This window comes from Pseudomonas sp. S2_A02 (assembly GCF_054668495.1).
The window spans coordinates 361,513-386,113 of sequence record NZ_CP162776.1 but is presented as its reverse complement, the minus strand read 5'-3'; the positions used below and the strand labels follow the sequence as shown (position 1 = coordinate 386,113).

Genomic DNA, 24,601 nt, shown 5'->3' with positions numbered 1-24,601 from the left:
CGAAGGGACGCGGAGCGTCCCGGGCGGCATTCCCACGCAGAGCGTGGGAACGATCAGTGAGGGTTACTTGCCGACGAACTCCGCCTCCCGCTTGGCAATAAACGCCGCCATCCCTTCCTTCTGATCCTGCGTGGCAAACGCCGCATGGAACACCCGACGCTCAAATCGCACGCCTTCCGACAGACTGACTTCAAACGCGCGGTTGACGCTTTCCTTGATCATCATCGCAATCGGCAGCGACTTCTTGGCAATCAGCGCCGCGACTTTCAGCGCCTCTTCCAATAACTCATCCGCGGGCACGATGCGCGCAACAATGCCGCAACGCTCCGCTTCCACCGCATCGATCAATCGCCCGCTCAGGCACATTTCCATGGCCTTGGCCTTGCCCACCGCGCGGGTCAGGCGCTGGGTGCCGCCCATGCCTGGCAACACACCGAGGTTGATTTCCGGCTGACCGAATTTTGCGTTATCACCGGCCAGAATGAAGTCGCACATCAACGCCAGTTCACAACCACCGCCCAAGGCAAAACCATTGACCGCGGCAATGATCGGCTTGCGGCGGTTGGCCACGCGATCGCTATCGCTGAACAGGTCATCGAGGTAGATCTGCGGATAGGTCAGCTCGGCCATTTCCTTGATGTCGGCACCGGCGGCGAAGGCTTTTTTCGAGCCGGTCAGCACGATGCAGCCGATGTTCGAATCGGCTTCCAGACCATCGAGTGCGTGGTTCAATTCACTGACAATTTGCGCATTCAACGCGTTCAAGGCTTGCGGACGGTTGAGGGTAATCAGGCCGACGCGGCCGTGGGTTTCCAGCAAAATCGTTTCGTAATTCATATATGACTCCTGATAAACACTCGATCCCCCGTAGGAGCTGCCGCAGGCTGCGATCTTTTGATCTTGCTCTTCTGACAGTACGGGGGTTCCTTCTCAAAGATTGCGCGAAATGACCATGCGCTGAATATCGCTGGTGCCTTCGTAGATCTGGCACACCCGCACGTCGCGGTAGATCCGCTCCAGCGGGAAGTCGTTCAGGTAACCGTAACCGCCAAGGGTTTGCAACGCCGAGGAGCAGACCTTCTCGGCCATTTCCGAAGCGAACAGCTTGGCCATGGATGCTTCCACCAGCGCCGGTTTGCCGCTGTCGCGCAATGCCGCCGCGTAATGCACCATCTGCCGGGCGACGGCGATCTGGGTTGCCATGTCTGCCAAGCGAAACGCTACCGCCTGGTGTTCGATGATCGGCTTGCCGAAGCTCTCGCGTTCACGAGCATAGTCGCGGGCCGCTTCAAACGCGGCGCGGGCCATGCCCACCGATTGCGAGGCGATGCCGACACGGCCGCCTTCGAGGTTGGCCAAGGCGATCTTGTAGCCTTCGCCCTCCTCACCCAGTCGATTGGCCACCGGGACTTTCACATCCTCGAAGAGGATCTGGCAGGTATCAGAGGCGTGCTGGCCGAGTTTGTCTTCGACTCGCGCGACTTTATAGCCCGGCGAATCGGTCGGCACGATCAGCGCCGTGATCCCACGCTTGCCAGCACTCGGGTCGGTCACCGCAAACACAATCACCATCCCGGCGTTTTGCCCGGAGGTGATGAATTGCTTACAGCCGTTGAGCACGTAGTGATCGCCGTCCAACCGGGCACGGGTTTTCAGGCTGCTGGCGTCGGAGCCAGCTTGCGGTTCGGTCAGCGCAAACGCACCGAGCATCGCGCCGCTGGCCAGCGGCTTGAGGAAGCGTTCTTTTTGATCGTCATTGCCGAACTTGAGGATCGGCACGCAACCCACCGAGTTGTGCACGCTCATGATGGTCGAGCAGGCTCCGTCGCCGGCGGCGATTTCTTCTAGGGCCATGGCGTAGGCCAGGTAACCGGTGTCGCAACCGCCCCATTGCTCAGGCACCAGCATGCCGAAGAAACCCAGGTCGGCCATCTCGCTGATGGCTTCCTTGGGGAAGCGATGTTCACGGTCCCATTCGGCGGCGAACGGTTTCAGCCGTTCCTGGGCAAACTGCCGGGCCGCGTCGCTGATCTGAAGTTGTTCGTCATTGGGAATCATGCCAAGTCCTTAAAAATTTGCCTTCGTGCGAAATGCCTGTCAGTTGAAACACAGGACCTGTGGGAGCGGGCTTGTGTGGCGAGGGAGCTTGCTCCCGCTCGACTGCGCAGCAGTCGCAAAGCTTTTGGGGCCGCTTCGCGACCCAGCGGGAGCAAGCTCCTCGCCACAAAAGCCCCACACACAGGTTGCGCCCCATTAGCCTCAGTACAGGCATTCCACAGCCATGGCCGTGGCTTCACCGCCGCCGATGCAGATCGCTGCAACACCGCGTTTCAGGCCTTTCTGGCGCAGGGCCGAGAGCAAGGTCACAAGGATCCGCGCGCCAGACGCACCGATCGGGTGACCCAAGGCGCAGGCTCCGCCGTGGATGTTGATCTTCTCGTGGGGGATTTCCAGTTTGGTCATGGTCACCAGACTGACCACCGCAAAGGCTTCGTTGACTTCGAACAACTCGACTTCGTCCAGAGACCAGCCGGTTTTCTTCATCAGCTTCTTGATCGCGCCCACCGGTGCCACCGGGAATAGCCCTGGCGTGTCGGCAAATGCAGCATGACCATGAATCACCGCCAGCGGTTTCAGGCCTTGTTTCTCTGCTTCGGAACGGCGCATCAGCACCAGTGCCGCCGCGCCATCGGAGATCGAACTGGAGTTCGCCGCCGTCACAGTGCCGCCATCGCGGAACGCCGGTTTCAGCGAGGCGATCTTGTCCAGTTTGGCTTTCGGCGGCTGTTCGTCGTGGCTGATCAGCACCTGCTCTTTGCCGACCATCACCTGCACGGGCACGATCTCGGCGTTGAAACTGCCGTCCTTGATCGCCTGTTGGGCGCGGGTGGTCGAAGCGATGGCAAACGCGTCCTGTGCTTCACGGGTAAAACCGTTGGTTTCGGCGCAATCCTCGGCAAAGGTGCCCATCAGGCGGCCCTTGTCGTAGGCGTCTTCCAGGCCGTCGAGGAACATGTGATCGAGTACCCGGCCATGGCCCATGCGGTAACCACTGCGGGCGCGGTCCAGCAGGAATGGCGCGTTGGACATGCTTTCCATGCCCCCGGAGACCACAACATCGGCACTGCCGGCGATCAGCATGTCGTGAGCCAGAATCGTGGCTTCCATGCCCGAGCCGCACATTTTGTTCAGCGTGGTGCAACGGGTCGATTTATCCAGCCCGGCGCCCAGTGCCGCTTGCCGCGCCGGGGCCTGGCCGAGGCCGGCGGACAGCACGCAACCGAACAGCACTTCTTCTACGGATTCAGGGGCGATACCGGCGCGCTCAACGGCAGCACGAATCGCCGCGGCGCCCAACTGCGGTGCGGTCAGGCTTTTCAGTTCGCCCTGAAAACCGCCCATCGGGGTGCGGACGGCGCTGACAATAACAATCGGATCGTTGGAAAGTGTCATGTCTAATCCTCCTTATTTGGCGGCCATGCGCAGGGCACCGTCGAGACGGATCACCTCGCCGTTGAGCATGCTGTTTTCTATGATATGCCTGGCCAGCGCGGCGTACTCGCTCGGCTTGCCCAGGCGCGGTGGGAACGGCACGCCAGCGGCCAAGGATTCGCGCACTTCCGGGGTCATGCCGGCCATCATCGGCGTTTCGAAAATGCCCGGGGCGATGGTCATCACACGGATGCCGAAACGCGCCAGTTCACGGGCGGCGGGCAAGGTCAGGCTGACGATCGCGCCTTTCGAAGCCGAATACGCCGCTTGGCCGATCTGGCCGTCGAAGGCCGCGGCCGATGCTGTGTTGATGATCACGCCACGCTCACCGTCTTCGTCGGCTTCGGTTTCGGCAATCGCCGCCGCTGCCAGGCGCAGCATGTTGAAGCTGCCGATCAGGTTGACGTTGATCACCTGGCTGAAGCTGGCCAGTGCATGGGGGCCGTTCTTGCCGAGGATCTTCTCGCCACGGACGATGCCGGCGCAATTGACCAGACCATTGAGGCCGCCAAACGCTTTGACTGTCGCCTGCACCGCTGCTTCCGCAGCAGCTTCATTGCTAATGTCAGCCACTACGCTTTGCGCGCCGAGACGTGCAGCCTGGGCCGCGACGGCTTCGGCATTCATGTCCACCAGCATCACCTTGGCGCCAGCAGCCACCAGCATTTCAGCAGTGGCGGCACCGAGGCCGGACGCACCGCCGGTGACGAGAAAAACCTTGTTTTCGATCTGCATCATTGTTTCCTTGGATTCAAGCTGAAACGTTCTTCGCGGTGGCCTCTTGAGCCTTGGCGATTTCCTGGTTGCGCAAGATAAAGCGCTGCAATTTGCCGCTTGGGGTTTTCGGCAACTCGCTGACAAATTCGATTTCGCGGGGGTACGCGTGCGCCGCCAGACGCTGGCGCACATGTTGGCGCAGCTCTTCGGCGAGTGCAGGTTCGGCGCGGTATTGCGGGCTGAGCACGACAAAGGCTTTGACCAGCTCGGTGCGTTCCGGGTCGGGCTTGCCGATTACGGCGGCTTCGACCACTGCCGGGTGTTCGATCAACGCGCTTTCCACGTCGAACGGGCCAACGCGATAACCGGAGGTGGTGATCACGTCGTCGCTGCGGCCGACGAAGCTGATGCTGCCATCCGGGTTCCACTCCACGGTGTCGCCGCTCAGGTAATAGTTGCCGACGAAGGCCTTGGTCGGCGCACCTTCGTAACCACCGAACCAGCACATCGGCGACTGGGTACGGTCAATGGCCAGAATGCCTGGCTGGCCGACGCCCAATTCCTTGTATTCGTCGTCGAGCACCACGATGCGGTGGCCCGGCGAGGCGAAACCGGCAGCGCCGACGTGTACCGGATGATCGAGGCCGTGGTGATTGCACAAAACCATGCCCAGTTCGGTCTGGCCGTAATGGTCGTGAATCACCACACCGAGGTTATCAGAGAACCAGCGGATCACTTCCGGGTTCAGCGGTTCACCGGCGCTGCTGACGATGCGCAGCTTGCCCTTGATCGAGCGGGCAAACTCGTCGCCACCGGCAATCAGCAAGCGGTAGGCGGTGGGTGAGCCGGTGAGGTTGGTGATCCCGTATTTGTTGATCACCCGGCAGGTGCTTTCGAGGGTGAACGGGCCATCGTAAAAGGTGATCGGATGCCCCATCGCCATTGGCCCGGTGACACCGAAATAGATACCATAGGCCCAACCCGGATCGGCGACGTTCCAGAACGCGTCTTCAGGGCGCAAATCCACCGCGTCACGGGTGTAATTCTGGAACGCGACGATGGCCTTGAGCGGCACCGACAGCGCTTTCGACGGGCCGGTGGTGCCCGAGGTGAACATCAGCAGGAACGGGTCTTCGCCGGTCAGTAATACCGGTTCGCACTCGGAAGAATAATTGGCCAGTTCGGCCCAAAAACTGAAATCACCCCGAACAATCCCTTGGCCTTTCGGGCCACCCACGGTGACGATGGTCGGGCAGTCGGCCACTTCAGCGAGTTTAGGGCGATTGACCGCGTCGGTCACCACGACGGCGGCACCGGAGCTGTTGAGGCGATGTTCGATGGCTTTTGGGCCGAAGGCCGTAAACAACGGCTGATAGACCGCGCCGATGCGCCAGGTGGCGAACACGGTGATCAGTAATTCGATGTTGCGTGGCAAGAGACCGGCGACTTTATCGCCCTTCTTCACGCCCTGGGCCAGCAGGAAATTGGCAAATCGCGCAGCTTTGTCCTGCAAGTCGCTGAAGGTGTAGGTCGCGCTGGCGCCGTCGCGGCCTTCCCAGAACAGCGCGATGCGCCCCGGCAAGGCATGCCGGTCGCAACACTCGACGCAGGCGTTGAGCGCGCTCAACGACCCTGTGAGCGCGGCATCGACGGTGTGCTTGTAATTGAACTGTGACGTGGCAGACAAGTAATCGCGCATTGCCAGAATCCCTGTGTATTTTTATTAGGTTGGGGAACCGTAAATAACAGGGAAATACTCGCTCTGCGCGGGCAGCGGGACAATGGTCAAAGCTATCAAGTTGTGTGACTGGTTTGGCCAAGATCCCTACCTACCTCGTTCCCACGCTCTGCGTGGGAACGATCGATCAGCTGGCTTCGTTAAGAATCAAACTGCGATAATGCCCCGGATTGGACCCCGACCACTTGCGAAACGCTTTGTAGAACGAACTCGCATCGGCAAACCCCAAACGGGTGGCGATTTCGGCGAAGCTGATGGCCGGCTCGGCCAGCCAGACGATGGCCAGTTCCTTGCGCACACTGTCCTTGAGCCCCTGATACGTCTGGCCCTCTTCAGCCAGGCGGCGGCGCAGGGTCGAGGCCGACATGCACAGTCGCTGCGCCAGCGCCTCGGTTTCCGGCCAATGCTCGGCGGGCAGTTGCCGTAAGTCGTGCTTGATCCGACTGGCCAGGCTTTCAGGGTCGCGATACTTGACCAGAATGTTCGCCGGCGCATGGGCCAGGAAGCGTTTGAGCTCTTCAGAGCTGCGCTTGATCGGCAAATCCAGGCAGTCAGCTGAGAAAATCATCCGCGTGCGCGGCCGGTCGAACCGCAGGTTTTCGGAGAACATCACCCGGTAGTCATCACAAAAATCCGGCGCCGGGCAACGCAACTCGATGGCCAGGATCGGAATCCGCCGCCCCGCCAGCCAGCAGGCAACGCCGTGCACGATCATCCAGTAAGTGAAGTAGGTGAAGGCGCGGCGCGGGTCTTCTTCGTCCTCCAGCAGGACGATTTCCGCCAGGCTTTGCTGGCGAACCAGTTGCGCGGGCATGCGCTCCAGCATCAACGACAGAAAGCTCAGGCCCGAAGTCAGCCCGGCCGCCAGGCTTGGCTGGACCATCGAGCAACGACACAGGAACTCCAGACTGCCGGACTTGAGCTTGCGCGGGTCCATGCCAAAAAACTCATCGTCCCCACGCCGCGCCAGCAAGCGCCACAACCGCGCATAGGCGGTGGCCGGAACACGGGCGTCGGTGGTTTCCAGCAACGCCGGATCGATGCCGACCTTGTTCAACACCTCTTCGGTGGCAGCGCCCGGGGCGCAACTTTGCAACAGCGCTTCACGCACCAGTTGAATGGAGATGGTGTCTTTTTCCGACATTGACCGTGGCGAGCCTTGTTGTTTGAGTGGTGGGCATATTAGCGCAGCCACCAGCCCTGTGCAGATCCCTGCGGGCAGCCTGAATCCTGCGGGAGCGGCGGTGCGGCGATCCGACTTGCCCGCGAAGGCGCGATAACAGACAACATCGATGTCGCCCGACACACCGCTTTCGCGAGCAGGCTCGCTCCCACAGGGGATTTGTTTCGATCATAATTCCAATGTGGGAGCGAGCCTGCTCGCAATGGCATTTTGGCAGGCACCACACCTGTCCCGTCGTGCTAATCCCTTACAAAATCCGATACAACAACCGCTCGATCCGCACCCGACTCACCCGCTTGAGAAACTTGGCCACTCCCGCCGGATAATCCGGCAGCGTTTCCAGATCCTGATACCGCTCAATACGGCTGGTGTGTTGGAAAATCTCCGCCAGCTCATTGCCACGCGGCTCCAGCAATTCACCTTTCGGATCATCAATCAGCAACGCGTTTTCCAGGTCGAGACGGAACGCACGTGGGTTGAGGTTGTTACCGGTCAGCAAGGTGTAGCGCTGATCGATCCACATGCCCTTGAGGTGATAGGTGTTGTCGCCATCCTTCCACAAATGCAGGTTCAGCTTGCCACTGTCGATGCTGCGCTGATGGCGCTTGGCGAAGCGTCGCAAACTGATTTCGTATAGGTACGGCAGCGCCGCGATCACCTTGAACGGCTCGCTAGGCGGAATGTAGAAGTCGTTGGCGGTTTTGTCGCCGACGATGATGTCGATCTTCACCCCCCGCGCCAGCGCCCGATTGATTTCCCGGGTCACTGCCAGCGGCAGATTGAAGTATGGCGTGCAGATGGTCAGCTGATGCTGGGCGCTGGCGATCAGCTCGCAGATCACCCGACTCAACGGGTTGTTCTTGCCCACACCGAGCAAGGGGCTGACCGATAAACCGTCCTTCGCCGTGCTGCCCGCCGTGGTGTCGTACGCCGCGTGCTTGAGACGACTGCGCAGGTCACCGATGTCGTTGCGCAGGCTGCGAGTGGTCGGCAGGTTCGGCAGGTCAAGGCGATGTACCGCTTTGGAGGCGATCAGACCGTGCTGAATCAGGTGCTGCATCGAATCGGCCAGCGCATGATTCTGCAGCAGGTGATAACGGTCGAAGCGGTACTTGTCGAATTTGTGCAGGTAAACGTTGTTCAGGCTCGCGCCGCTGTAGAGCACGCAATCGTCGATCACAAAGCCCTTCAAATGCAGCACGCCGAACAGCTCGCGGGTCTGCACCGGCACACCGTACACCGGCACCACGCTTTCGTGGGTACGGGTCGCTTCCTGATACCAGGCCGAGTTGCCCGGCTGCTTACCGGCACCGATCAAACCGCGCTGGGCGCGCAACCAGTCCACGACCACCACCACGTCCAGTTCCGGGCGCGCCAGTTTGGCGGCGTGCAGGGCATCGAGGATTTCCTGCCCGGCCTCGTCCTGTTGCAGGTACAGCGCGACGATATAGATGCGCTGGGTTGCCTGGGCGATTTGTTCCAGCAGGCAACGACGAAACTCGGCGGCGCCAGAGAGGATGGTGACGGCATCGGCGGTCAGCGGAAAACTGCGCAGTTTAGGCAGCAGAGAGCGTTTGAAAAGCGACGGCATAGGGCTCGCAAAAGGGTCGAATCCGAAGAACCCGAGAGCTTACACCATGGATTGCCTTGGGTCTTGTTAGTGTCTGTAATGGCCTCTTCGCGGGCAAGCCTCGCTCCTACGGTTTTTCATCGCTTGGGATAATTGCGACTATACAAATCCTGTAGGAGCGAGGCTTGCCCGCGAAGGCGATTTCACAGCCACCACAAATAACATCTTGACCAAGGAGAACGATCATTCTACTGTTAGCCACATGAACAAAATCACTAGCAACGACACACGCGACATCATTCTGGATGTCACCGAAAAGTTGATCTACAAAAGTGGCATCGCTGCCACCGGCATGGAGCTTCTGGTGAAAACCGCCGGCGTTTCCAGAAAAAGTATTTACCGCTACTTCGCCAACAAGGAGGAGCTCACCGTCGCGGCCCTGCAGCGCCGCGATGTGCGCTGGATGAATTGGTATCGAAGCGAAGTCGGCAAGGCGCAAACCCCGGCCGACCGGCTGCTCAACCTGTTTACCGTGCTCAAGGCCTGGTTCGCCTCCGAAGGCTTTCGCGGCTGCGCATTCATCAACACCAGCGGCGAAACCGGCGATGCGCAAGACCCGGTTCGCCTGGTCGCCAAAGACCACAAACAGAAGCTGCTCGACTACGTGCGCGAGCTCTGTACCGAACATGGCGCTACAGACCCGGAGACGCTGGCCAAACAGCTGCTGATCCTGATCGACGGTGCCATTACCGTAGCGCTTGTGATGGGTGATCACAGTGCCGCCGATAATGCGCAATGCATGGCGCGAAAGTTATTGGACCTGTAACACTTTTAATAAGCCCGACAACGTGTTTGAACGTTAATTTGATAGGGAGACTTTATATGTCTACTGCCGAAGTTCGTCCGCCATTGCCGCCGTTTACCCGTGAATCAGCCATCGAAAAAGTTCGCCTGGCCGAAGACGGCTGGAACTCCCGCGACCCGGAACGGGTGTCCCTGGCCTACACCCTGAACACCCAATGGCGTAACCGCGCCGAGTTCGCCCATAACCGCGAAGAAGCCAAAGCATTCCTGACCCGCAAATGGGCAAAGGAACTGGACTACCGCCTGATCAAGGAACTCTGGGCCCATGGCGCCAACCGTATCGCCGTGCGTTATGCCTACGAATGGCATGACGACTCGGGCAACTGGTTCCGTTCCTACGGCAACGAGAACTGGGAGTTCGACGAGAACGGGCTGATGTTCAACCGTTACGCCTGCATCAACGACATGCCGATCAAGGAAAGCGACCGCAAGTTCCACTGGCCGCTGGGCCGCCGGCCGGATGATCACCCAGGCTTGTCCGACTTGGGCCTATAGGTTCTCGCAGCCCAAAGTGGGAGCGGGCTTGCTCGCGAAAGCGGTGTATCAGTCGACATCGATATTGAATGTCAGTCCGTCTTCGCGAGCAAGCCCGCTCCCACAGTGGGTTTTGTGGTGTTCAGGCTACCGCGGCGGTTTGCTTCAGTTGAGCCGTGGCCTCCAACTCCCGCACCAACGGCGATACCCGCTTCCCGAAGTATTCCACCTCTTCCTGAAAGTGCAGGAACCCCGCCAGCACCAAATCCACGCCCACCGCTTTCAACGCGACGATACGCTCGGCAATCTGTTGTGGTGTGCCGATCAGGTTGGTCTTGAAACCATCGTTGTACTGCACCAGATCTTCGAAGGTCGATTTGGCCCAGTTGCCCTCGCCCTCGGGTGACGCCCTGCCCGCTTGCTTCGCCGCATCGCCAAAGGCGTTCACAGCTTCGGGGTCGGCCTGATCGATGATCTGCGCCAACACCGCCCGCGCCTCTTCTTCGGTATCGCGAGCGATGACAAAGGCATTCACCCCGACCTTCACCGAATGATTGTTCGCAGCCGCTTTTGTGCGGATGTCGTCGACCTGGGCCTTGATGCCTTCGGGGGTGTTGCCGTTGGTGAAGTACCAGTCCGAAACCCGCGCCGCCATGTCCCGGGCCGCACGGGAACTGCCACCCTGGAAGACTTCCGGCTGGCCCAGCGGCTTGGGTTTGAGGCTGTAGTTGTCGAAGCGGTAGAAGTCGCCGCGAAAGGTGAAGTTGTCCTGGGTCCAGATGCCCTTCAATGCACGAATAAATTCTTCAGAGCGGCGATAACGTTCATCGTGTTCAAGCCAGTGTTCGCCGATGGCCTGAAACTCGCCCTTGAACCAGCCGCTGACAATGTTCACCGCCACCCGGCCGTTAGTGAGTTGATCGATGGTTGCCAGTTGTTTGGCCGCCAGCGCCGGTTGCCATGGCCCCGGCAGAATCGCCGCGATGACTTTCAATTTTGTGGTGGCGGCCAACAGCGCATGGCTGAAGGCAACGGATTCATGCTGGAACTCGGCGCCATAACCGGCGGTGAAACGAATCTGCGTAAGGGCATATTCGAACCCCGCCTCTTCGGCCAGTTGCGCCAGTTTGCGGTTGTAGTCGATGCCCCAGTGGGTGCGCTGCTCGATCTTGCTGACCACCAGCCCGCCGCTGACGTTCGGCACCCAGTAGGCAAATTTGACGGCTTGCTGACTCATTGACGTGTCCTCGGGTTTTCAGGGAAGTCCTGAGGTCAGAGCAGCAACCGTGCCAGCGCGGTGATACGACCGCCTTAAGCCAAGTGAAATACTTGTGGGAGCGAGCCTGCTCGCGAAAGCGGTGTATCAGTCAACATCAATGCTGAGTCTGATGGCCCTTTCGCGAGCAGGCTCGCTCCCACAGGGATCCGGTTGTACCTGGGGCAATTTGCTGATGCACTGTTGGCACAGCAACAGTTCAGGCCACGCCGAAATCCACAACATCCAATAAACCATGGTCTGCGAGCTTCGGCATGGACCGTGCAATCCCCTATGGCATTCACTGCCCAGGAGCTGTCCCATGACCGAACACAAAGTAATCAACCCGCTGTCCATCGGCACTGACTATGAAGTGCTGGCCGCACGCTTTCGGCCGATCTTCCTGCGCATCGCCGCCGGTGCCGTTGAGCGCGAACAAAGCCGCAGCTTGCCTTACGAACCGATTCAATGGCTCAAGGAGGCTGGCTTCGGCGCGGTGCGGGTGCCGGTTGAATACGGCGGTGGCGGCGCGTCACTGCCGCAGCTGTTCGAATTGCTGATCGAACTGGCCGAAGCCGATTCCAACGTACCCCAAGCCCTGCGCGGGCATTTTGCCTTTGCCGAGGACCGTTTGAACTCACCGCCGGGGCCGGGCCGGGATCTGTGGTTCAAACGCTTTGTCGAGGGTGACATCGCCGGCAATGCCTGGACTGAGATCGGCGCCGTGACGATCGGAGAAGTGATTACCAAGGTCTCGCCTCACGGCGATCAGTGGCGGCTCAACGGTGAGAAGTTCTATAGCACCGGCAGCATTTTCTCTGACTGGATCGACGTCTATGCCCAACGCAGCGATACCGGTGGCGATGTGATCGCCGCGGTCCGCACACGCCAACCGGGGATTGTGCAGAGCGATGACTGGGACGGTTTCGGCCAGCGCACCACGGGCAGCGGCACATCGCGGTTTATCGAGGTGGAAGTGGACGCCGAGAACATCATCGACTTCGCCACCCGCTTCAAATATCAGACGGCGTTTTATCAGTTGGTGCTGCTGGCGACCCTCGCCGGGATTGGCCGCGCCGCATTGCGCGATGTGGTGCATCAGGTACGCGAGCGCAAACGCATCTACAGCCACGGCAATGCACAGCGGGTCAGCGAGGATTCGCAAGTGCAGCAGGTGGTTGGTGAAGTGGCGGCGTGGGTGTATGCCGCCGAAGCCAGTGCCCTGAAGGCTGCGCAACCGGCGCAACGGGCTTATCTGGCGCGGTTCTCCGGGGATGAAGCGCTGGAGCGCGCGGCGAATGTGGCGGCGGAGATTGAGTCGGCCAAGGCTCAGGTGGTGGTCTCCGAATTGATCCAGCGCGCGACCACGACACTGTTCAATGCCTTGGGCGCTTCGGATGTACGTGAAGGCAAATCGCTGGATCGGCATTGGCGCAATGCGCGAACCGTGTCATCGCACAATCCGGTGATCTACAAGGCGCGGATTGTCGGGGACTGGGCGATCAACGGGACTGAACCGCCGTTTGTGTGGCAGATCGGTAATGGGCCTGCGCGCAAGTGATGTAGTGCCTACAAGTAAGTCATCGCGAGCAGGCTCGCTCCCACATTGATCTGTACTACGTATGAGATCCCCTTTGGGAGCGAGCCTGCTCGCGATGATGGCAGACCGGTCGCCGCAAAGTTTGGATATGGGTAAGATACCGGCCTTCCTCGCAGCCCTCTTCTGCGCCCCGCCGAATAAGCCCATTCCATGCCTTTCGAACTCAGCGTTGACCTCACTACCCTGGCCGTTCTGGCCCTCGTCGCTTTCATTGCCGGTTTCATCGACGCCATCGCCGGTGGAGGCGGTCTGTTGACCACTCCGGCGCTGCTGACCGCAGGCCTGCCGCCGCACCTGGTGCTGGGCACCAACAAGCTCAGTTCGACCTTCGGCTCGGCCACTGCCAGTTTCACTTTCTACCGGCGCAAGCTGTTCCATCCTCGGCAATGGACGCACGCCATCGTCGGCACGTTGGTGGGCGCGCTCACCGGCGCCGTGGTCGCACATTACTTGCCAGCGGAATGGCTGAACAAGATGCTGCCGGTGATCGTTTTCGCTTGCGGTCTTTATCTGTTGTTTGGCGGCACACCAAAGGCGCCGCTGGACAGCGACGCACCGATCAAGAAAAAGTGGCAATCAACCCAAGGCTTCAGCCTCGGTTTCTACGACGGCGTGGCCGGGCCGGGAACGGGGGCGTTCTGGACCGTCAGCAGCCTGCTGCTCTACCCCATCGACCTGGTCAAGGCCAGCGGCGTGGCGCGCAGCATGAACTTCGTCAGCAACATCGCGGCGCTGTCGGTGTTCATATTTTCCGGGCAGGTGGACTGGATCATCGGCCTGAGCATGGGCCTGTCGGTGATGGTCGGCGCCTTCTTCGGCGCACGCACCGCCATCAGCGGCGGTGCGAAATTCATTCGCCCGGTGTTCATCACCGTGGTGCTCGGCTTGACCGTCCGGTTAGCCTGGCAGCACTGGTTCAGCGTGGCCTAAGCGCCGCGCCACATAGACATCGATCAGGTAACGGGCAATCGAGCGTGACGCCGGCAACGGCGGCAGCTCGTGCACGTTGAACCACTGGGCATCTTCAATCTCGTCTTCCTGACAGACAATCTCGCCCCCGGCGTACTCGGCGTGAAAGCCGAGCATCATCGAATGCGGGAACGGCCAGCATTGACTGCCCATGTACTGGATGTTCTTGACCTCGATCTGCACCTCCTCGCGGACCTCGCGAATCAGGCAGTCTTCGGCCGACTCACCCGGCTCGGCAAACCCTGCCAAAGTGCTATAGACCCCGGGTACAAAACGTGGCGAACGAGCCAGCAGAACTTCGTCGCCACGGGTCACCAGCACGATCATGCTCGGTGAAATGCGCGGATAGTGGCGTATATCACACGGCTCACAGTACATCGCCCGCTCACGCGGCACCTGGCTCATCACCTGCCCGCAATTGCCGCAGAAGCGGTGTTCACGGGCCCAGGTACCGATTTGCGCGGCGTAGCCGAGCACCTTGTAGACGGTGTGATCGCCCTCGAGCATGAACGCTCGCAGGCCTTTCCAGTTGCAGCCCGGCACTTCGCTGTGACTGCGCAGTTCCAGCAGGTAGACCGGTTCACCATCCAGGTGACCGATGCCATGCTCGGCGAGAATCGACAGGTCCTGACGCTTGAGCCATTCCCGTGGAAACAGCGCGCCGTTGTCATCGAACAAAAAGCCTTCAGGGCTGCGCGCCACGGCCCAACCGCCGGGTTGATCGGTGTCCAGTACTGCGGTGGTCCAGCGTGAAATCATGGTTAATCAGTCCAGAAATTCGGGTTTCTGTTTGCTCATATGGGCGGCCATGGCCACGCGCAGATCGGTGGATTGCAGCATGGCGGCGTTCCAGGTGGCGACGTATTCGAGGCCGTCATCGATGCGATGATCGCGCATATAGCTGATCATCTCTTTGGTACCGGTAACGGCAATCGGCGACTTGCCGGCGATCTCGCGGGCAATGCCCATCACGCCTTCAAGCAGGCTGGCGGCATCGCTATAGACGCGATTGACCAGGCCAATGTTGCGCGCTTCATCGGCGCCAAAGGTGCGACCAGTGTAAGCCAGTTCACGCAGCATGCCGTCACCGATTATCCGTGGCAAGCGTTGCAAAGTGCCCACATCGGCCGCCATGCCGATGTCGATTTCCTTGATGGAAAATTGCCCGTCCTCGGCGGCGTAACGCATGTCGCAGGCCGAAATCAGGTCGATGGCGCCGCCCAGGCAATAACCCTGAATCGCCGCCAGCACCGGTTTGCGGCAGTTGTCGACGGCGTTGAACGAGGCTTGCAGCGCGAGGATCTTGCGACGCAGCAGGCGCGCATTGCGGCCGACATCCTTGCCCAGCTCATTGGCCACACCGGCCAGCATCATCAGGTCGATGCCCGAAGAAAAATGCTTGCCGGCACCGCTGAGCACCACCACCCGCACTTCATCGGTATCGTCGATCCACTGGAAAATCTCGATGATCTCGCTCCAGAACGCGGCGTTCATCGCATTGATCTTTTCCGGGCGGTTGATCTGCACATGGGCGATGTTATCAGCCAGTTCGACGCTGAAGGCGGTGTATTGAGTCATGGCAGTGATCCTTTACCGGGCAGAATATGAGGCCCGAACTATAACAAGGCATCAGGGCTGGCAGTAAGGCAGCGGTTCGGCCAAATGCGGGACTGGCTTCAGGTTCTTTAGCGTCTGGACTGACCTCATCGCGAGCAGGCTCGCTCCCACATTGGATTCGGGGCGCTCACAAATCCTCTGTGGGAGCGAGCCTGCTCGCGATTGGCCGCACCACCGAAATTATTGAGAAACCGGCTTAGCGCACGAGCAAAATTATCACTATGCTTGCCCCTGACTTTCCAGGGAGGAACCCTACCGATGCCAATCTCTTCACGTGCAGCCTTGCTTGTTATCGACGTACAGAACGACTTCATTCCCGGCGGTCAATTACCGGTGCCGGAGGGCGATCTGATCGTGCCCTTGATCAACCGCCTCGGCCGCCAGTTCAAACAGGTCATCATTGCCCAGGACTGGCACCCACCCGGCCACGCCTCATTCGCTTCCAGCCACCCCGGACGCAAACCTTACGACGTGATTCAGTTGCCTTACGGCGAGCAGACACTTTGGCCAGAGCATTGCGTACGGGCCACACCCGGTGCCGAATTCCACCCGGAACTGGACCTGCCCCACGCCCAATTGATCATCCGCAAGGGCTGCAATCCGGACATCGACAGTTACTCGGCGTTTCTGGAAGCGGATCGAACCACCACCACAGGCTTGGCCGGGTATCTGAAGGAACGCGGCATCGACACGGTTTACATGGTCGGTCTGGCACTGGATTTCTGCGTGATGTTTTCTGCGCTGGACGCCCGGGCGGCTGGGTTCAATGCATTTGTGGTGCTGGATGCGTGTCGGGCGATTGATCTGGATGGATCGCTGGCGGCGGCGATTGAGCGGATGCAAGTGGCTGGCGTTGGGTTGATTCCATCAACCGAAATACTCGGCTGAACTTGTCAAAAACCTGTGCTTGGTGATTCCTGTGGCGAGGGGGCTTGCCCCCGTTCGGCTGCGAAGCAGTCGCCAATCCTGCCCCCGTTATGTGACTGAAGAAATGTAGGGGGCCGCTCCGTGACCCAACGGGGGCAAGCCCCCTCGCCACAGGGGTGTCGCAAGATTCAGACAGGTGTCGGCAACCACAACCGAAACCGCGCACCACCCAGCGGCGACGCTTGCGCGGAGAGTGTGCCACCCTGCGCTTCCAGTGCCCGGCGGCTGATCGCCAAGCCCAACCCAAACCCACCCGTTGCGCGATCCCGACTACGATCCAGCCGATAGAACGGCTCGAAAATCCGCTCCCGCTCTTCCTCTGGAATGCCAATGCCATCGTCATCCACCCAGATCTCACAGCCCTTGGCGCATACCTGCACACCGATCTGAATGCGTTTTTCGCAATAGCGCATGGCGTTGCGCAGCAGGTTCTGGATCGCCCGGGCGGTCAATCGCGGGTCCAGCGAGAAGCGTTCGAGCTGGCCGTTCAGCAGTACATCGATGACGATTTCCGGAGATTCCAGTTCTTCGTCGACACTCCCGAGAATGCTGTCGATGAACTCATCCAGCGATACATCGACCTGTTCCGGCAGTTGCGCCGGGTTTTGCAATCGACTGTAGGACAGCAGCTCCAGCACCAGTTCATCCAGCTCGCGAATGTGCGCGACCAGACCTTGCAGACGTTCACGACTGGCGGCCGGCAAGTCGTCGGACAGCGCCAGCGCCAGGCCAAAATCCAGCCGCGTCAGTGGAGTACGCAGTTCGTGGGACACGGCGTTGAGCAGGTCGCGCTGCTGATTGAGCAAGTTTTCGATGTCACCGGCCATGGTGTCGAACACGTTGGCCAGGCTGCCGATGTTGGAACTGGGGGAAATCTGCGTGCGCTCGCTCAAGTGCCCCTTGCCGAAGCGTTCAGCGGTGCCTTTGAGGCGTTCCAGGTCGCGCCAGTGCGGGCGCAACCACAGCAACAGACAGGCGAGCATGGTCGCGCCGATCAGTACGTTGATGCTCCAGTACAACCAACTGACATCCGTGGGGTCCGGCGGCACGACCATTTCCACGACCATCTGCTCGTTCAACGGCGTCACGGCCAAGGTGCGCCAGCCCCAATCGCCGATACGCACAACATTCTCGCCGCGCTGCAAGCGTGCACGTTCATCCAGGGTAAATTCGGCGTCGTCGTTGCGGGCCAGCACAATGTTCAGCGGCTGGAATTCCTTGTCCATTTCGTCTGCCAGCGCCGGCCACTGCTCAATAGGCACCGCGCGAAACTGTTTGACGATCAGCGTTTGCAAACCTCGGGAGTAATCGAGGTTGTAGGTCATGAAGCGCTCATGAAAGACCTGGATCACCAGGTCCGGCACCACGTAGATCGCTGCGCTGAACGAGACGATGGTCACCAGATAGAGACGAAACAGAATTCTGAACATCGACTCAGCATTCCCACTCGGAGCGGCTGAACAAGTAACCCTTGCCCCACACGGTCTTGATCTTGCGCGCCTCGCCAGCGTGGTCGTCGAACTTGCGTCGCAGCTTGGAGATCGCCACGTCCACCGAGCGGTCGGTGCCGTTGAATTCAATACCGCGCAGGCGTTGCAGAATCTGGTCGCGGCTCAGCACTTCGCCGGCATGCCGGGCCAGCACCACCAGCAGGTTGTATTCACCGCTGGACAGTTCGACCAGTTGCTCGCGCCAGGTCACGGTGCGCTCGGACAGGTCGATGCATAGATTGCCCATGAGAATGCGGTCGTTGACGGTCTGCGGTTCGCTGAGGCTGCTACGGCGCAGCAAGGTGCGCACCCGGGCCAGCAACACCCGTGGTTCGCAGGGTTTGGTGACGTAATCGTCGGCGCCCATCTCCAGGCCCAGCACTTGATCGTGACTGTCGTCGCGGGCGGTGAGCATCAGGATCGGCAAGGTCGCCGAATCGGCCCGCAGTAAGCGGCAGACCTGCAAACCGTCGAGCCCCGGCAGCATCAGATCGAGAATCACCAGGTCCGGAGGATTGACCCGCGCCCGCTCACGCACATGATCGCCACGGCTGATCACGCTGACGCAATAGCCGTTGCGTTCCAGGTAGCTGGAAATCAGTTCGGAGAGCGCGGAATCGTCTTCGACCAGGAGGATGTTGGGCATGGGGTGTTTCCAGAAAGTGCAGTGGCGCCGGATAGATCGTCATCGCGGGCAAGCCCGCTCCCACAGGGATTTGATGGGGACACAGATTTTGTGAACATCACCGACCACTGTGGGAGCGGGCTTGCCCGCGATAGCGGTACATCTCTCGCAATATATTTCAAGGCGCCAAGGATATACGCCCTCACACGCCCATGAGCAAAACCCTTACACAATTTCACACACCCCCTACAAAGCTTAACCGCTACCCTCCTCGGCCCCCCGTAGGATACGGGAGGTCATTATTGGGGTATTTACATGTCAAAGAATCTGCTTGCCCGGCTCAGCCTGATTGCACTGGCGTTGACGCTGAGCGCGTGTGACCAGTCCTCGACCGCCGAAGAACAGGCGCCGCTGGCCACCGTGCGGATCGAAACCATCGAAGCGCGGCCGCTGTCGATCAGCAGCGAACTGAGCGGGCGGATTGTCGCGCCACGCATCGCCGAAGTCCGTGCCCGTGTTGCCGGCGTGGTGTTGCAGCAGGCCTTCCGTGAAGGCAGCGACGTAAAAAAAGGCGACGTTCTATTCCGCATCGACCCGGCGCCGTTCAAGGCCGACCTGGACAGCGCCGAAGCCGCATTACGCAAGGCCGAAGCCAACGCGTTCCAGGCCAGACTGCAAGAACAGCGATACGCCCAGTTGATCGAAGGCAACGCCATCAGCGGCCAGGATTACGACAACGCCCGAGCCAATGCCCGGCAGACCGCCGCCGATGTCGCTGCCAATAAAGCCGCCGTGGAGCGGGCGAAACTGAACCTGGGTTACGCCACCGTCACCGCGCCGATTTCCGGGCGCATTGGCCGGGCGCTGGTGACTGAAGGCGCGCTGGTCGGGCAGAACGAAACCACGCCGCTGGCACTGATTCAGCAGTTGAACCCGATCCACGCGGACCTGACGCAATCGACCCGTGAACTCAACGACCTGCGTCGCGCATTCCGTTCCGGCCAATTAAAGGAAGTGGGCCAAGGTCAGGCCAAAGCCACGTTGATTCAGGACGACGGCAGCCTCTATCCATTACCGGGCAAGTTGTTGTTCACCGATATCACCGTCGACCCGGGCACCGGCCAGATTATTTTGCGCAGCGAGTTCCCCAACCCGGACCTCGACTTGCTGCCGGGCAGCTTCGTTCGCGTGCGTCTGGAGCAAGCGTTCAATCAGCAAGGTATCAGCGTGCCGCAACGGGCCATCCAGCGTGACAGCGCCGGTATCGCCCACGTGCTGTTGCTCGACGCCGAGCAGCGCGTCGGCCAGCAACCGGTCGAACTGGGCGCGGTGCAGAACGATCGCTGGATCGTCACCCACGGCCTCAAGTCCGGCGACCGTATCGTCACTGAAGGCCTGCAGCACGCGCGCCCCGGTGAAAAAGTCCAGATCGATGACACACCTCTTCCACTTGCCCAGGTTTCTGGTCAGTAAGCAGGACGCTTTTTTATGCCGCAGTTCTTTATCGACCGCCCGGTGTTCGCCTGGGTGATCGCCTTGTTCATCCTGCTGGCCGGTGCGTTGGCCATTGTGCAGTTGCCGGTGGCGCAGTATCCGAACGTTGCGCCGCCGAAAGTCGAAATCTATGCAATCTACCCGGGCGCATCGGCACAAACCGTGGACGAAAGCGTGGTCAGCTTGATCGAGGAAGAGCTCAACGGCGCCGACCATCTGCTGTATTTCGAATCCCAGAGCAGCCTCGGCAGCGCCACCATCACCGCGACGTTCCAGCCGGGCACTGACCCGGAGATGGCGCAGGTCGACGTGCAAAACCGTCTCAAAGTGGTCGAGTCACGCTTACCGCAAGCGGTGACTCAACAAGGCTTGCAGGTGGAGAAAGTCTCCGCCGGTTTCCTGCTGCTGATCACCCTCACCTCCAGCGATGGCAAGCTCGACGACGTGGCGCTCAGCGATTACCTGGCGCGCAACGTGATGAACGAGATCAAGCGTCTGGACGGCGTCGGCAAGGCCCAGTTGTACGGTGCAGAACGGGCAATGCGGATCTGGATCGATCCGCAGAAGCTGATCGGCTTCAACCTGACCCCGGCCGATGTCAACGCCGCCATCGTTGCGCAAAATGCTCAGGTTTCCGCGGGCAGCATCGGCGACTTGCCGACCCGCACCACGCAGGAAATCACCGCGACCATTCTGGTCAAGGGCCAGCTGTCGACGCCTGAAGAATTCGCCGACATTGTGCTCAAGGCCAATCCGGACGGCTCCACCGTGCGCATCAGCGATGTGGCGCGGGTCGAGATCGGCAGTCAGGAATATCAATTCTCCACCCGCCTGAACGGCAAACCGTCGACCGCCGTCAGCGTGCAACTGTCGCCGGGCGCCAATGCCCTGAGCACCGCGACGCTGGTGCGGGCAAAGATGGACGAACTGGCGCGCTACTTCCCGGCCGGCGTGGAATACAAGATTCCGTACGACACCTCGCCCTTCGTCAAAGTCTCGATCACCAAAGTGGTCTACACCCTCGTCGAGGCGATGGTGCTGGTGTTTGCGGTGATGTTCCTGTTCCTGCAGAACATCCGTTACACGCTGATTCCGACGCTGGTGGTGCCGGTGGCATTGATGGGCACCTTTGCGATCATGTTGGCGCTGGGCTTCTCGATCAACGTGCTGACCATGTTCGGCATGGTGCTGGCCATCGGCATTCTGGTGGACGACGCGATTGTGGTGGTGGAAAACGTCGAGCGGATCATGGCTACCGAAGGCCTGTCGCCCAAGGACGCGACGCGCAAGGCGATGAAGCAAATCACCGGCGCGATCATCGGCATCACGCTGGTGCTGGTGGCAGTGTTCATTCCGATGGCGTTCATGCAGGGCTCGGTCGGGGTGATTTACCGGCAGTTCTCGCTGTCGATGGCCACCTCGATTCTGTTCTCCGCGTTTCTCGCCCTGACCTTGACCCCGGCGCTGTGCGCGACGCTGCTCAAGCCGATTGCCAAGGGCGAGCATCACGCCAAGGGCGGCTTCTTTGGCTGGTTCAACCGACGCTTCGAACAACTCACCGAGCGCTATCAGGGCTGGGTCGCCTATGCATTGAAACGCACCGGGCGTTACCTGTTGATCTACGGCGTGCTGCTGATCGGTCTGGGGCTGTGCTTCAGTCGCCTGCCCTCCTCGTTCCTGCCGGTGGAAGACCAGGGTTACACCATCACCGACATTCAACTGCCGCCGGGTGCGAGCAAGAACCGCACGGTGCAGGTGGTCGAGCAGATCGAAGCGTACAACGCCACTGAACCGGGCGTCGGCGACAGCACGGTGATTCTCGGCTTCAGCTTCTCCGGAAGCGGGCAGAACGCCGCGCTGGCATTCACCACGCTCAAGGATTGGTCGGATCGCGGCAGCGACGATTCGGCGAGTTCGATTGCCGACCGCGCCAACATAGCCCTCAGTCAGATCAAGGACGCCATGGCCTTTGCGGTCCTGCCGCCGCCGGTCGATGGCCTGGGGACCTCCAGCGGTTTCGAGTTCCGCCTGCAAGACCGTGGCGGCCTCGGCCATGCCACGCTGATGCAGGCGCGCAGTCAATTACTGGCCGCCGCCGAGAAGAGCCCGGTCTTGATGAACGTACGCGAAAGCGCCCTGGCTGAAGCGCCGCAAGTGCAACTGGAAGTGGACCGCAAGCAAGCCAACGCCTTGGGCATTTCGTTTGCCGACATTGGTAACGTGCTGTCCACGGCGGTCGGGTCGGCCTACATCAACGACTTCCCCAACCAGGGACGGATGCAACGGGTGGTGGTTCAGGCCGAAGGTAATCAACGCAGTCAGGTCGACGACCTCCTGAAGATTCACGTGCGGAACAACGCAGGGAAAATGGTGCCGTTGTCGGCCTTCGTCCGAGCGAATTGGACCCAGGGTCCGGCGCAGTTGACCCGCTACAACGGATACCCGGCCATCAGCATTTCCGGCGAACCGGCGCCCGGTTACAGCACCGGTGAAGCCATGGCGGAAATCGAACAGCTGGTGGCGCAAGGCCCGGCGGGGTTGGGTCAGGAATGGACCGGGTTGTCGTTGCAGGAACGTTTGTCCGGCAGCCAGGCACCGATTCTGCTCGGGCTGTCGCTGTTGATCGTGTTCCTGTGCCTGGCGGCGCTGTACGAGAGTTGGTCGATTCCGACGTCGGTGCTGCTGGTGGTGCCGTTGGGTGTGCTCGGTGCCGTGTTGGCCGTAACCCTGCGCGGGATGCCCAACGATGTGTTCTTCAAGGTCGGGCTGATTACCATCATCGGTTTGTCGGCGAAGAACGCGATCCTGATCATCGAGTTTGCCAAGAGCCTGTATGACGAAGGGCATGACCTGATCGACGCCACCCTGCAAGCCGCACGGCTGCGACTTCGCCCCATCGTGATGACGTCGCTGGCATTCATTCTTGGCGTGGTGCCGCTGGCAATTGCCACCGGGGCCAGTTCGGCGAGTCAGCAAGCCATCGGCACCGGGGTGATTGGCGGGATGATCACCGCGACCCTGGCGGTGGTGTTTGTACCGGTGTTTTTTGTGGTGGTGATGAAGCTGGTGCGCAAACGCCATAAGAACATCTAACCAACAACACCAATCACCTGTGGGAGCGGCGGTGCGACGATTCGACTTGCTCGCGAAAGGGCCGTCACATTCAACATTGATGTTGACTGACACGCCGCCTTCGCGAGCAAGCCCGATCCCACATTCGAGCCCATTGGATTCAGCGTTGTGGTCACAACGGACAACGCTGGGCTAAGGTGTTTAGACACCCTGGCCCATCGAGTTCTCATGCCCCTACTCGCCCGCACCCACCCTCGCCTGTCCGCCGCTGCCACATTCGGCATCGCGATGGGCATTCTGGCTCCGGCCGATTCAATCATCAGCAAAATCCTCATCGGCTGGAACGCCGGGGTCTGGACCTATCTGCTGCTGATGCTCTGGCTCACCATGCGAGCCAAGGCGCCGGACGTCAAACGCATTGCCGAGGTCGAAGATGAAAACGCCGGCCTGGTGTTGCTACTGGTGTGCATCGCGGCACTGGCGAGCCTCGGCACCATCACCTTCGAACTCGCCGGCAGCAAGGACCTGGAAACCGCCCGTAAACTGTTGCGCTACGGTTTCACCGCACTGACGGTGATCGGTTCATGGCTGCTGATCGGGGTGATTTTCAGCGTGCACTATGCCCGGCTGTATTACACCTGGAACGGCAAGGCACCGGCGCTGCGTTTTGCCGAGGGGCTGACAACTCCCAATTACTGGGACTTTCTGTACTTCTCGTTCACCATCGGCGTGGCCGTGCAAACTGCCGATGTGGGCGTCGCCACGCGAGACTTGCGCAAGATCGTGCTGGCGCAGTCATTGATCGGGTTTGTGTTCAATACGGCGATTCTGGGGTTTTCGATCAATATTGCGGCGGGGTTGTTTGGATGATGCGGTTTAATTAGCGCCCACAAATGTTGGCCTTTGTAAACTGTCAACAATGACAGTTTACAACTTGCACAAAAACAAGCTTTTATAGTTCATCCAGAATTAGGGGCGGACACGACCTTTGGATACCTTACTTACAGTAACGGAGACCGAATCCATGAGCGCTGTGATCAAACGAACCAGTTTTGCCGAAGGCAATTACGTGAACGCCTTGGCTTTCGCAAATGATAAAGAGTTCCCGGAGTTTATCGCCACTTCCCGGCTGATCGACAGGGTAAAGGCAGGTAGAAAAAAAACTGAAGCCGTGTTAATTACTGCAATTGACCGGCCAGCTTCAAAAACAAGAGCAAAAAGTTTGCTCGCTCGAGAATTACACATTTCCATTCCCGCGAACTTCGAAGTTGGCGTCTATGCGTTGAAAAGTCGCGACGATGTGAGTTTCAGCTTTAAAGACGCTGATGACACAATTTATGAAGGTGTTTCGGGCAGCATCCAGTTGGAGCCGGCCGTGGGAGAGAGTGTCAAAGGCAACTTCAAAGTTGATCTCGAGCTACCGGGTACTGACGGAGAAACTTTTCTGCTTAAGGGCCAGTTCCAGGTATTGAAGGCTGGATAATCCGTTTCTGATGTCAATAAAAAAGGGAAGC

21 protein-coding genes are annotated in these 24,601 nt (G+C 59.9%); 9 read left to right on the top strand and 12 right to left on the bottom strand.

Annotation, left to right across the window (positions count from 1 at the left end):
- Positions 1-63 precede the first annotated feature (63 nt).
- From AB4O41_RS01580 to pssA, 7 genes are all read right to left on the bottom strand, one after another.
- Entirely contained in the window at positions 64-837 is a 774-nt protein-coding gene (locus AB4O41_RS01580; protein ID WP_052966350.1) for an enoyl-CoA hydratase, read from the bottom strand.
- A 93-nt stretch (positions 838-930) separates the two neighbouring features.
- The gene (locus AB4O41_RS01575; RefSeq protein WP_460145906.1) at positions 931-2,058 is read right to left on the bottom strand and encodes an acyl-CoA dehydrogenase; all 1,128 of its coding nucleotides are present in this window, start codon (positions 2,056-2,058) and stop codon (positions 931-933) included.
- Between the two features lie 201 nt (positions 2,059-2,259).
- Positions 2,260-3,453 carry an acetyl-CoA C-acyltransferase gene (locus AB4O41_RS01570; protein WP_460145905.1) on the bottom strand — a complete coding sequence of 398 codons (1,194 nt, stop codon included), beginning with the start codon at positions 3,451-3,453 and terminating at the stop codon, positions 2,260-2,262.
- Positions 3,454-3,465: 12 nt separating this feature from the next.
- On the bottom strand, positions 3,466-4,227 hold the full coding sequence (locus AB4O41_RS01565; RefSeq protein ID WP_454247523.1) for an SDR family NAD(P)-dependent oxidoreductase: 762 nt from the start codon (positions 4,225-4,227) through the stop codon (positions 3,466-3,468).
- A 16-nt stretch (positions 4,228-4,243) separates the two neighbouring features.
- Complete coding sequence (locus tag AB4O41_RS01560) at positions 4,244-5,908, bottom strand: AMP-binding protein (protein WP_460145904.1); 1,665 nt, start codon at positions 5,906-5,908, stop codon at positions 4,244-4,246.
- Positions 5,909-6,074: 166 nt separating this feature from the next.
- Positions 6,075-7,091: an AraC family transcriptional regulator gene (locus AB4O41_RS01555; protein WP_460145903.1), complete on the bottom strand. Its 1,017-nt coding sequence runs from the start codon at positions 7,089-7,091 to the stop codon at positions 6,075-6,077.
- A 286-nt stretch (positions 7,092-7,377) separates the two neighbouring features.
- Positions 7,378-8,721 (bottom strand): CDP-diacylglycerol--serine O-phosphatidyltransferase, encoded by a 1,344-nt coding sequence (gene pssA / locus AB4O41_RS01550; protein WP_460145902.1) that lies wholly within the window; start codon positions 8,719-8,721, stop codon positions 7,378-7,380.
- Between the two features lie 241 nt (positions 8,722-8,962).
- Here pssA and AB4O41_RS01545 point away from each other — a divergent pair, with 241 nt between their 5' ends.
- Both AB4O41_RS01545 and AB4O41_RS01540 read left to right on the top strand, forming a co-directional pair.
- Entirely contained in the window at positions 8,963-9,526 is a 564-nt protein-coding gene (locus AB4O41_RS01545) for a TetR/AcrR family transcriptional regulator (protein ID WP_460145901.1), read from the top strand.
- A 56-nt stretch (positions 9,527-9,582) separates the two neighbouring features.
- On the top strand, positions 9,583-10,059 hold the full coding sequence (locus AB4O41_RS01540; RefSeq protein ID WP_460145900.1) for a nuclear transport factor 2 family protein: 477 nt from the start codon (positions 9,583-9,585) through the stop codon (positions 10,057-10,059).
- A 121-nt stretch (positions 10,060-10,180) separates the two neighbouring features.
- Here AB4O41_RS01540 and sfnG read toward each other — a convergent pair whose 3' ends face one another.
- Complete coding sequence (gene sfnG / locus AB4O41_RS01535) at positions 10,181-11,275, bottom strand: dimethylsulfone monooxygenase SfnG (protein ID WP_460145899.1); 1,095 nt, start codon at positions 11,273-11,275, stop codon at positions 10,181-10,183.
- Positions 11,276-11,615: 340 nt separating this feature from the next.
- Between sfnG and AB4O41_RS01530 the strand changes: the two genes are divergently transcribed.
- Entirely contained in the window at positions 11,616-12,854 is a 1,239-nt protein-coding gene (locus tag AB4O41_RS01530; protein ID WP_460145898.1) for an acyl-CoA dehydrogenase family protein, read from the top strand.
- A 189-nt stretch (positions 12,855-13,043) separates the two neighbouring features.
- Positions 13,044-13,823 (top strand): TSUP family transporter, encoded by a 780-nt coding sequence (locus tag AB4O41_RS01525; protein ID WP_007900140.1) that lies wholly within the window; start codon positions 13,044-13,046, stop codon positions 13,821-13,823.
- On the opposite strand, the gene nudC is transcribed toward AB4O41_RS01525, so the two are convergent.
- Both nudC and AB4O41_RS01515 read right to left on the bottom strand, forming a co-directional pair.
- Positions 13,791-14,621 (bottom strand): NAD(+) diphosphatase, encoded by an 831-nt coding sequence (nudC, locus tag AB4O41_RS01520; protein WP_460145897.1) that lies wholly within the window; start codon positions 14,619-14,621, stop codon positions 13,791-13,793. The two genes, AB4O41_RS01525 and nudC, sit on opposite strands and share 33 nt — an antisense overlap.
- 6 nt (positions 14,622-14,627) lie before the next feature.
- Positions 14,628-15,440 carry a crotonase/enoyl-CoA hydratase family protein gene (locus AB4O41_RS01515; protein ID WP_460145896.1) on the bottom strand — a complete coding sequence of 271 codons (813 nt, stop codon included), beginning with the start codon at positions 15,438-15,440 and terminating at the stop codon, positions 14,628-14,630.
- 297 nt (positions 15,441-15,737) lie between these two features.
- Here AB4O41_RS01515 and pncA point away from each other — a divergent pair, with 297 nt between their 5' ends.
- Positions 15,738-16,367, top strand: coding sequence for a bifunctional nicotinamidase/pyrazinamidase (gene pncA / locus AB4O41_RS01510; RefSeq protein WP_460145895.1), 630 nt, complete (start codon positions 15,738-15,740; stop codon positions 16,365-16,367).
- Between the two features lie 167 nt (positions 16,368-16,534).
- On the opposite strand, the gene AB4O41_RS01505 is transcribed toward pncA, so the two are convergent.
- The gene (locus AB4O41_RS01505) at positions 16,535-17,836 is read right to left on the bottom strand and encodes an ATP-binding protein (RefSeq protein ID WP_460145894.1); all 1,302 of its coding nucleotides are present in this window, start codon (positions 17,834-17,836) and stop codon (positions 16,535-16,537) included.
- A gap of 4 nt (positions 17,837-17,840) precedes the next feature.
- Entirely contained in the window at positions 17,841-18,542 is a 702-nt protein-coding gene (locus AB4O41_RS01500; protein WP_460145893.1) for a response regulator, read from the bottom strand.
- Positions 18,543-18,836: 294 nt separating this feature from the next.
- Between AB4O41_RS01500 and AB4O41_RS01495 the strand changes: the two genes are divergently transcribed.
- The 4 genes from AB4O41_RS01495 to AB4O41_RS01480 all read left to right on the top strand — a co-directional run bounded on the left by AB4O41_RS01495 (position 18,837) and on the right by AB4O41_RS01480 (position 24,570).
- On the top strand, positions 18,837-19,994 hold the full coding sequence (locus AB4O41_RS01495) for an efflux RND transporter periplasmic adaptor subunit (RefSeq protein WP_367375567.1): 1,158 nt from the start codon (positions 18,837-18,839) through the stop codon (positions 19,992-19,994).
- Positions 19,995-20,009: 15 nt separating this feature from the next.
- On the top strand, positions 20,010-23,108 hold the full coding sequence (locus AB4O41_RS01490) for a multidrug efflux RND transporter permease subunit (protein WP_460145892.1): 3,099 nt from the start codon (positions 20,010-20,012) through the stop codon (positions 23,106-23,108).
- Positions 23,109-23,315: 207 nt separating this feature from the next.
- Complete coding sequence (locus AB4O41_RS01485) at positions 23,316-23,957, top strand: DUF1345 domain-containing protein (RefSeq protein WP_460145891.1); 642 nt, start codon at positions 23,316-23,318, stop codon at positions 23,955-23,957.
- Between the two features lie 154 nt (positions 23,958-24,111).
- Positions 24,112-24,570: a hypothetical protein gene (locus AB4O41_RS01480; protein ID WP_460145890.1), complete on the top strand. Its 459-nt coding sequence runs from the start codon at positions 24,112-24,114 to the stop codon at positions 24,568-24,570.
- Positions 24,571-24,601: the final 31 nt, after the last annotated feature.